The sequence below is a fragment of the Streptomyces sp. NPDC055078 genome (assembly GCF_053607985.1).
This window is the reverse complement of the sequence record NZ_JBSGUP010000352.1, coordinates 1-8,461: the sequence shown is the minus strand read 5'-3', so window position 1 is coordinate 8,461 and position 8,461 is coordinate 1. Positions and strand designations below refer to the sequence as shown.

Here is an 8,461-nt window from a genome sequence, read left to right as displayed (position 1 = left end):
GGACCCTCCTGGAGCGGGCGGTCGGCCGCCGCGATTCGCCGGGTGGCCAGGCCGCGGGACTCATGGGTCGGGGCGATTGTCAGTGGCGTAGTGCAGCATCGGAGATGTGAGATCCGCGCCGACGATTCTGCATCTGGACATGGATGCCTTCTTCGCCGCCGCCGAGCAGGCGGCGAAGCCGAGTCTGCGCGGAAAACCGGTGGTCGTGGGCGGTCTCGGGCCGCGCGGGGTCGTCGCGACCGCCTCGTACGAAGCGAGACGGTTCGGGGTCCATTCGGCGATGCCCATGGCGCAGGCCAGACGGCTCGCTCCGAATGCCGCGTATCTCGTCCCGCGCTTCTCGCTGTACCGCGCGGTGAGCGAGCAGGTCATGGAGTTGTTGAGCCGGCTGTCGCCGCTGGTGGAGCCGCTGAGCATGGACGAGGCGTTCGTCGATCTGGAGGCCGGCGGGGTGGCCGGCGACACAGCGTCGGCGCGCGCGGCGGGTGAGCGGCTGCGGGCGGACATCCTCAAGGTCACAGGGCTCACCGGATCGGTAGGGCTCGCCGGGTCCAAGATGCTCGCGAAGATCGCGTCGGAGGCGGCGAAGCCGAACGGCCTGGTGCTGATAGAGCCGGGCACGGAGCGTGAGCTGCTGGGGCCGATGTCCGTGCGGACGCTGCCCGGGGTGGGTCCGGCCACCGGGGAGCATCTGCGGCGGGCGGGGATGACGATCTGCGCGGAGCTGGCGGAGGCGGGGGAGGACGAGCTGGTACGGCTGCTGGGCAAGGCGCATGGGACCTCGCTGTACCGGATGGCGCTCGGGTACGACGACCGGCCCGTGGTGGCCGAGCGCGACACGAAATCGGTGTCCGTGGAGGACACCTTCGACGTGGATCTGCACGACCGGGTCAGGATCCGGGTCGAGGTGGAGCGGCTCGCCGACCGGTGTGTGCGGCGGCTGCGGGCGTCCGGGCACTCGGGGCGGACGATCGTGCTCAAGGTGCGGCGGTACGACTTCTCGACACTGACCCGCTCCGAGACGCTGCGGGGGCCGACCGACGACCCCGCTGTGGTGCGGGAGGCGGCGGGCCGGCTGCTGGAGTCCGTGGACACCACGGGCGGGGTTCGGCTGCTGGGCGTGGGGGTGAGCGGACTCGCCGACTACACACAGGAGGACCTCTTCGCCCAGGCCGCCGCCGGTCAGCAGGCAGTGTCCTCGTCGCCGGACGGGCCCCCCTTGGACGGGAGCCCCGCCGGTGCCTCCCCGTCCGAAGGGGGCTCGCCGGGGTCGCCTGGCCCGCCCGGGCGGCCCGGTGTCGGTCCGTCGTCCGGGGGAGAGCCCTCGCGGCAGGCCGGAGCCGCGCAGGGAGGTGAGATCGCGGGTGCCGTGGCGGAGGTGGGGGCCGGGCGGCCCGGGGACGCCCGGGGCGCTTCGCGTCCCGCGCGGGCCCCTGGTTCCGCGCCGTCGCCCGAATGGCCCATCGGGTCCGTACGAACCGTGCCGCTGGAGGGGCCCGGGGCGCCGGAGAGCGAGCGGGAGGCCGGGGCGGGTGGCGGCGCGCGGGAGCCGGCGGCCGAGGAGCGCCGCTGGTCGGCCGGGCAGGATGTGCGCCACGCGGTGTACGGGGCGGGATGGGTGCAGGGGAGCGGCGTCGGGCGGGTCACCGTGCGATTCGAGGAGCCCGGGTCGCCGCCGGGGCGCGTCCGCACCTTCCGCGTCGGCGACCCCGATCTGGAGCCCTCCGAACCACTGCCGCTGGTGACACCGCCGGAGCAGCCCGTACAGCCTCCGGAGAAGCCCGTCCGGACCGGGGAGGAGCCTCCTGTGGGGGAGAGGCCGCAGGTGCCGGGGTGAGGTCCTACGGGTGCGGTCGTCCCGCGGGGTGAGCGCACCGACCGCCGAGGGCAGGCCGACCGCCGAGGGCAGGCCGGGCGGCGAACGGGGGCGGGGGTGTGGTTGGGCCGTGCGGGCAGCGAGGCCGGCTGCGGTCCGGGTGTGCCGGTGGTCCGCCAGGCCCGCTGTGGCCGGGGCGAGCGGGCGGTCGTTCAGGGACCGGGAGGGATTCCCTGACCGGCACCCTTGCTGAGGGCTGAGGGCTGAGGGCTGAGGGCTGAGGCGCTGAGCCGGGATTGTGGTCGGGCCGTGTGAGGCGGTCCGGCTGGCCGTGGGCGGGGCTTGTGGGCCGTCGGGCAGGACCCTGAGCAGCTCTGTGACCGGCCACGCCTGCCCGGGGCTGTGCTGAGGCGTGGTCGGGGCGTGTAGGTACTCCGGTCGGCCGGGAGCCGGGGCGAGCGGGCGGGGCCCGGAGCGGCTCCGTGTCCGTCCCGCCGGGTGCCGCCGGGACGGACAGCGGGTTGGCCGCTGGGGGAACGGCCCTGCCCAGGGCCTCCGGGAAGCCGTGCTCGGCCGGGCCCGAGCCGGTGGTGTCATCCGCCGGCAGGGGAGCCGGTGGGCGCCCCGGTCGAGCCGGGGGCGGGTACACCACCCCGGACCCGGCCCAGCCGGGGGGCGGTACACACACCGGACCCGGCCGATGCCCGGTCACGCGTGGGAGGGCGGCCTCCGGAGCCGCCCCTGGCCGGGCCCGGGTCCCGAGGTCCCGACGCCCCGACGCCCCGACGCCCCGAGGATGCGCGTGATCCGGTGGTCACTCCTCCTGGCCCGCTACCCGGCCGAAGGAGCGGTCATCCGGCGCGCGGGTCGGGGTCTCCGGAGGTGCGGAGAGTTCGAGTCCGTAGTGGTGATAGAGCTGTAGTTCCTGCTCGGGGGAGAGATGACGGCCGACGCCGAAGTCGGGGGCGTCCTTGATCAGTGAGCGCTCGTAGGGCACCCGCAGGGTGCCGTCGGCGAAGGTGCTCGGCTCCAGGGGGACGAACGCGTCCCGGCCGAAGAGGCCGGTGCGGACTGCCGCCCATTCGGGTGTACCGGTGGCATCGTCCAGATACACCTCGTCCACCGTGCCGATCTTGGCTCCATTGCGGTCGAACGCCTTGCGGCCGATCAGGCTGCGCGGATCGATTTCGGTCTGCACGGTCCCTCCACATGGTCGCAACTGCTCCTTAAGCCATACGAAAGGGCACATTGAGGGTGTCGGCCACTTGAGCGATTGCCGAGAGAGCGCGCTGGTAGGCTGGCAGACGGCTGCTGACCCCGTGCGGGAGAGTCCACCGGAAGGACGACGGTGGCGCCGAAGGAGCAAATCCTCCCCGGAATCTCTCAGGCACCTGTACCGCACGGACGAGGTCACTCTGGAAAGCAGAGCGGGCGTCGGACGGCATCCGCTCTCACCGACGGTGAAAGCCGGGACGTCGCAGGCCGGCGGCCCGGTGAAGCTCTCAGGTTGAGATGACAGAGGGGGAGGCCGTCCAGGGCATCCGCCGTGGTGCCCCTCGCAGGTCGTGTCAGACCAGGAGGCCTCCCACATGACCGCCAACCGCATTCCGCTCTCACAGTTGGAGCGAGGCACCCCCTTCGAACAGCGCCACATCGGCCCCGACGCCGGGGCCCAGGCCAAGATGCTGGCGCAGGTGGGATACGGCTCGCTGGACGAGCTGACCGCCGCCGCGGTTCCCGATGTCATCAAGAGCACCGAGGCCCTGCGCCTCCCCGGCGCGCGCACCGAGGCCGAGGTCCTCGCCGAGCTGCGTACCCTCGCCGACCGGAACAAGGTCCTGGCGCCGATGATCGGCCTCGGCTACTACGGCACCTTCACCCCGCCGGTCATCCTCCGCAATGTCATGGAGAACCCCTCCTGGTACACCGCGTACACGCCGTACCAGCCGGAGATCTCGCAGGGCCGGCTGGAGGCCCTGCTGAACTTCCAGACGATGGTGGCCGATCTGACCGGGCTGCCCACCTCCGGCGCCTCCCTGCTCGACGAGGGCACCGCGGCGGCCGAGGCCATGTCGCTGGCCCGCCGGGTCGGCAAGGTCAAGGACGGCGTCTTCCTGGTCGACGCCGATGTGTTCCCGCAGACACTCGCGGTGATCCGCACCCGCGCCGAACCGGCCGGCGTCGAGGTCGTCACCGCCGATCTGAGCGACGGCATCCCCGCCGGGGTCGCCGAGCGCGGGGTCTTCGGCGTCCTGGTGCAGTACCCGGGCGCGTCCGGCGCGGTGCGCGACCTCAAGCCGGTCATCGAGCAGGCGCACGGGCTCGGCGCTATCGTCACCGTGGCCGCCGATCTGCTGGCGCTGACCCTGCTCACCTCGCCCGGGGCGCTCGGCGCCGACATCGCCGTGGGCACCACTCAGCGCTTCGGCGTCCCGATGGGCTTCGGCGGCCCGCACGCCGGCTATATGGCCGTACGCGAGACCTTCGCGCGCAATCTGCCCGGGCGGCTCGTGGGTGTGTCGGTGGACGCGGACGGCGACCGGGCCTACCGGCTCGCGCTCCAGACCCGTGAGCAGCACATCCGCCGGGAGAAGGCGACCAGCAACATCTGCACCGCGCAGGTGCTGCTCGCCGTGATGGCCGGGATGTACGCCGTCTACCACGGCCCGGACGGCCTGCGTTCGATCGCCCGGCGCACCCACCGCTACGCCACCCTGCTCGCCGATGGCCTGAAGGCGGGCGGTGCGGAGGTCGTGCACGGCGCGTACTTCGACACCCTCACCGTGCGGGCCCCGGGCCGGGCCGCCCAGGTCGTCGCGGCCGCCCGCGAGGACGGTGTCAACCTCTGGCTCGTGGACGACTCCCATGTCTCCTTCGCCTGTGACGAGACCACCACGCGCTCCCAGCTGAGCGCCGTCTGGGCGGCCTTCGGTGTCGACGCCGACATCGATGCCCTGGACGCTGTGGCCGCCGCCGACGCACTGCCGGACACACTGCTGCGGACCGACGACTACCTGACCCACCCGGTCTTCCACCAGCACCGTTCCGAGACCGCGATGCTGCGTTATCTGCGCCGTCTGGCCGACCGTGACTACGCGCTCGACCGGGGCATGATCCCGCTCGGCTCCTGCACCATGAAGCTGAACGCGACGACCGAGATGGAGCCGGTCACCTGGCCCGAGTTCGGACAGATCCACCCCTTCGCCCCGGTCGCGCAGGCCGCCGGGTATCTCACCCTCATCCGTGAGCTGGAGGAGCGCCTCGCCGAGGTCACCGGCTACGACAAGGTTTCCATCCAGCCGAACGCCGGGTCCCAGGGCGAACTGGCCGGGCTCCTCGCCGTACGCGCGTACCACCGGGCGGCCGGCGACGAGCAGCGCACCGTCTGTCTCATCCCGTCGTCCGCGCACGGCACCAACGCCGCCAGCGCGGTCATGGCGGGCATGAGGGTCGTCGTGGTCAGGACCGCCGACGACGGTGAGATCGACGTGGAGGATCTGCGCGCCAAGATCGAGCAGTACCGCGACGAGCTGTCCGTGCTGATGATCACCTACCCGTCCACGCACGGGGTGTTCGAGGAGCACGTCGCCGATATCTGTGCGCGGGTCCATGAGGCCGGCGGTCAGGTGTACGTCGACGGCGCCAACCTCAACGCGCTGGTGGGGCTCGCCAAGCCGGGCGAGTTCGGCGGCGATGTCTCCCACCTGAATCTGCACAAGACCTTCTGCATCCCGCACGGCGGCGGCGGCCCCGGCGTCGGCCCCGTCGGAGTGCGGGCGCATCTCGCCCCGTATCTGCCCAACCATCCGCTCCAGCCGACGGCCGGCCCGGAGACCGGGGTGGGTCCGGTCTCGGCCGCGCCCTGGGGTTCGGCGGGCATCCTGCCCATTTCCTGGGCGTATGTCCGGCTGATGGGCGGCGAGGGCCTCAAGCGCGCCACCCAGGTCGCCGTTCTCGCTGCCAACTACATCGCCAAGCGGCTGGAGCCGCACTACCCCGTGCCGTACACGGGACCGGCCGGTCTGGTCGCCCATGAGTGCATCGTCGATCTGCGTCCGCTGTCGAAGGCGACCGGGGTAAGCGTCGACGACATCGCCAAGCGGCTGATCGACTACGGTTTCCACGCGCCGACGATGTCCTTCCCGGTCGCCGGGACGCTGATGATCGAGCCCACCGAGAGCGAGGATCTGGGCGAGATCGACCGCTTCTGCGATGCGATGATCGCCATCCGCGCGGAGATCGAGCGGGTCGGCTCGGGCGAGTGGCCCGCCGAGGACAATCCGCTGCGGAACGCGCCGCATACGGCCGCCGCGCTGGGCGGGGAGTGGGAGCACCCCTACACCCGCGACGAGGCGGTCTTCCCGGCCGGGGTGAGCGCCGCCGACAAGTACTGGCCGCCGGTCCGCCGGATCGACGGAGCCTTCGGTGACCGCAATCTGGTCTGCTCCTGCCCGCCGCTGGAGGAGTACGACAGCTGACGGGCGGCACCTGTGCGCCGGGGCCGGTACGGAGAAGGTCTCCGGTCGGCCCCTGGTCGGTTCCCGGCCGGGCGGTGGCCGGGCGGCCGGTGGGTGGTCGTGCCCAGCGGCCGGTGGTCGGCCCGGCGGCCCTGGTCGGCTCCCGGCCGGACCTCCCGCGGCCGGCCTCCGGGCGGCCTTCGTCGTACGGAACGCGGCTGACGGGACACGGTCCGTCGCGCCTCGTCGTCGTACGCTCCGGGCAGCGGTGGCGCCATCGGCATCGGCGGACTCCCCGTCCTCGTACGCCGGGTCACGCCGGGTCACGCCGTGGAACGGGCCGGCCTTCGCGTTCGGCTCGCGAGCCCGCGCAGCAGGCGGACGTACGGGCTCCAGCGCGCCGGGCGCGCGACCCTGCCCGTGCAGGCCAGTTCGGCGCGGTCGAGGCTGTCCTCCAGGCAGGCGTCGTGGAGTGGCCGCCACAGGAGCGGCCAGGTGAGGTGAGCCGGGCCGTGGGTGTCCATGGCCAGGGTGTGGCGCAGCAGTGTGCGGTCCTCGTCGAGGGGCAGGACGACGTATTCGTGGAATCCGTCGAAGCCGCGCGGCCCGGTGAAGGCGAAGCGCACCCAGACGGAGGGGACATGGGCGGCGACGGTGTAGCGGATCGGGCCGTGTCCGCCGACCGCACCGGCGGTCAGGGGGCGGTCGAAGGCCATCCGGGGCCACCGCGGATGCGGCCACAGCCTGTCGGCGTCGCTCGACAGCGCGTCGATCATGGCTCCCACGTCGCTCTTGTTCGCGGTCAGCAGTCGCTCGTGCACGTTGTAGACGCCCATCCGCCCTCCCGAGCTGATCTAGAGATGACTCTCTAATATGGAGAGAGTACCCTCTCGCCCATGGCACGACCAGCCCGTTTCGATCTGAGCCAGTTCCTCGACGCCGCTGTGCGGCAGGCGGCGTTGTCGGGCCCGGCGGGGGTGACCATGTCGGCGGTCGCCAAGGCGGTGGGGGCCCCGAGCGGTTCGGTGTACCACCGCTTCTCCGGACGGCCCGCGCTGCTCGCCGAGGTCTGGCTGCGTACGGTCGAGAACTTTCAGGAGGGCTATCTCAAGGCCCTCGGGGCGGACACCGACCCGAGGCTGGCGGGACGGGCGGCGGCCCGTCATGTGGTGGCCTGGAGCCGTGCCCATCCCGGGGAGGCCGCGCTCCTCCTCTACGGTGCCGAGGACTTCGGCCGCGCCGACTGGTCGGAGGAGCATCGCCGCCGTGCGGACCGGGGCAACCGGCGGGTGCGCGCCGCGCTCTCGTCCCTCGCCGCGGCCCTGGGTGCGGCGGGACCCCGGGCCGTCGAGGGGGTGACCCTCGCCCTGGTCGACCTGCCGCTCGCTCTGGTCCGCCGCCATCTGCGGGCCGGTACACATCTCCCCGGCCACGCCGAGGATCTCACCGAGGAGTGCGCCGCCGCACTGCTCGGTTCCCTCACCACCTTGCCGGCTCCGCCGCCGACCGCTCCGGCCGGTCGTGGCGAAACCGCCGCACAGCCGTAGTCACCCGGGGCCTGATACGCCCCCATCGCCCCAGCCGGTCACTGCCTGAGCCCCGGTCACTGCCCGAGCCCCGGTCGCCGCCCGAGCCGGTCACCGGCAGAGCACCAGCGGCGGCGGCTGCGCCGAGTGCGAGTGCGGGTGTGTCGTACACGTTTCAGGTCGTGGCGTCCGAGTCGTCAAGTCCTCAGATCATCAGGTTCGTCGGATCCTCAGGTCGTCGTGTCGTCCATGCGGTGTCGTCAATGCGATGTCGTCCGCCCGGAGGCGTGCCGGACAGACGCGGCTTCGCCGGTACGCCTCAGGCGGCCGACATGGTCTGGCGGTGCGGTGCGATGATCTGGCCGTCCGGCAGCAGTTCACCGGTGTCCTCGAAGACGACGACGCCATTGCACAGAAGGCTCCAGCCCTGCTCCGGGTGGTGCGCGACCAGGCGGGCCGCGTCCCGGTCGGCTGAGGCGGATGTCGGACAGGAAGGCTGATGCTGGCACATGGGCGGGTTCTTTCGCTGCGGTGTGGTGAGTGTCCTGCGGCTCGATGAACTGGTCATGGCCGCCCCCCGTATCTCTCGGTCCGGTCCCAGTGTTGCCCGACGGGCGTGAATCCGCAGGGATTTCGCGGCACCTCGTCTCACGGGTTAAGGA

The 8,461-nt window shown here is 72.4% G+C and carries 6 protein-coding genes and 1 riboswitch; of the genes, 3 read left to right on the top strand and 3 right to left on the bottom strand.

Translation table 11 applies throughout. From position 1 onward, the window contains the following. The first annotated feature begins 106 nt into the window (after positions 1–106). Positions 107–1,837: a DNA polymerase IV gene (locus tag ACWF94_RS25605; protein ID WP_453492930.1), complete on the top strand. Its 1,731-nt coding sequence runs from the start codon at positions 107–109 to the stop codon at positions 1,835–1,837. Positions 1,838–2,630: 793 nt separating this feature from the next. Here the strand turns inward: ACWF94_RS25605 and ACWF94_RS25600 are convergent. Next, a complete protein-coding gene (locus ACWF94_RS25600; protein WP_453492927.1) occupies positions 2,631–3,014 on the bottom strand; it encodes a PRC-barrel domain-containing protein in 384 nt (127 codons plus the stop codon). 114 nt (positions 3,015–3,128) lie between these two features. After that, positions 3,129–3,225: riboswitch (glycine riboswitch) on the top strand. 180 nt (positions 3,226–3,405) lie between these two features. Between ACWF94_RS25600 and gcvP the strand changes: the two genes are divergently transcribed. Next, positions 3,406–6,294, top strand: a complete 2,889-nt coding sequence (gcvP, locus tag ACWF94_RS25595; RefSeq protein ID WP_453492924.1) for an aminomethyl-transferring glycine dehydrogenase — start codon at positions 3,406–3,408, stop codon at positions 6,292–6,294. A 302-nt stretch (positions 6,295–6,596) separates the two neighbouring features. Here the strand turns inward: gcvP and ACWF94_RS25590 are convergent, their stop codons facing one another. Further along, positions 6,597–7,109 carry an SRPBCC family protein gene (locus tag ACWF94_RS25590; RefSeq protein WP_453492921.1) on the bottom strand — a complete coding sequence of 171 codons (513 nt, stop codon included), beginning with the start codon at positions 7,107–7,109 and terminating at the stop codon, positions 6,597–6,599. Between the two features lie 60 nt (positions 7,110–7,169). On the opposite strand from ACWF94_RS25590, the gene ACWF94_RS25585 reads away from it, so the two are divergent. Next, on the top strand, positions 7,170–7,820 hold the full coding sequence (locus ACWF94_RS25585; protein WP_453492919.1) for a TetR/AcrR family transcriptional regulator: 651 nt from the start codon (positions 7,170–7,172) through the stop codon (positions 7,818–7,820). Positions 7,821–8,118: 298 nt separating this feature from the next. Here ACWF94_RS25585 and ACWF94_RS25580 read toward each other — a convergent pair whose 3' ends face one another. Continuing rightward, on the bottom strand, positions 8,119–8,310 hold the full coding sequence (locus ACWF94_RS25580) for a DUF5999 family protein (RefSeq protein WP_453492933.1): 192 nt from the start codon (positions 8,308–8,310) through the stop codon (positions 8,119–8,121). Positions 8,311–8,461 lie beyond the last annotated feature (151 nt).

Coding starts and splice junctions, on each gene's coding strand:
- gcvP (WP_453492924.1), top strand. CDS start 3,406: ATGACCGCCAACCGCATTCCGCTCTCACAGTTGGAGCGAGGCACCCCC.
- ACWF94_RS25590 (WP_453492921.1), bottom strand. CDS start 7,109: ATGGGCGTCTACAACGTGCACGAGCGACTGCTGACCGCGAACAAGAGC.
- ACWF94_RS25585 (WP_453492919.1), top strand. CDS start 7,170: ATGGCACGACCAGCCCGTTTCGATCTGAGCCAGTTCCTCGACGCCGCT.
- ACWF94_RS25580 (WP_453492933.1), bottom strand. CDS start 8,310: ATGTGCCAGCATCAGCCTTCCTGTCCGACATCCGCCTCAGCCGACCGG.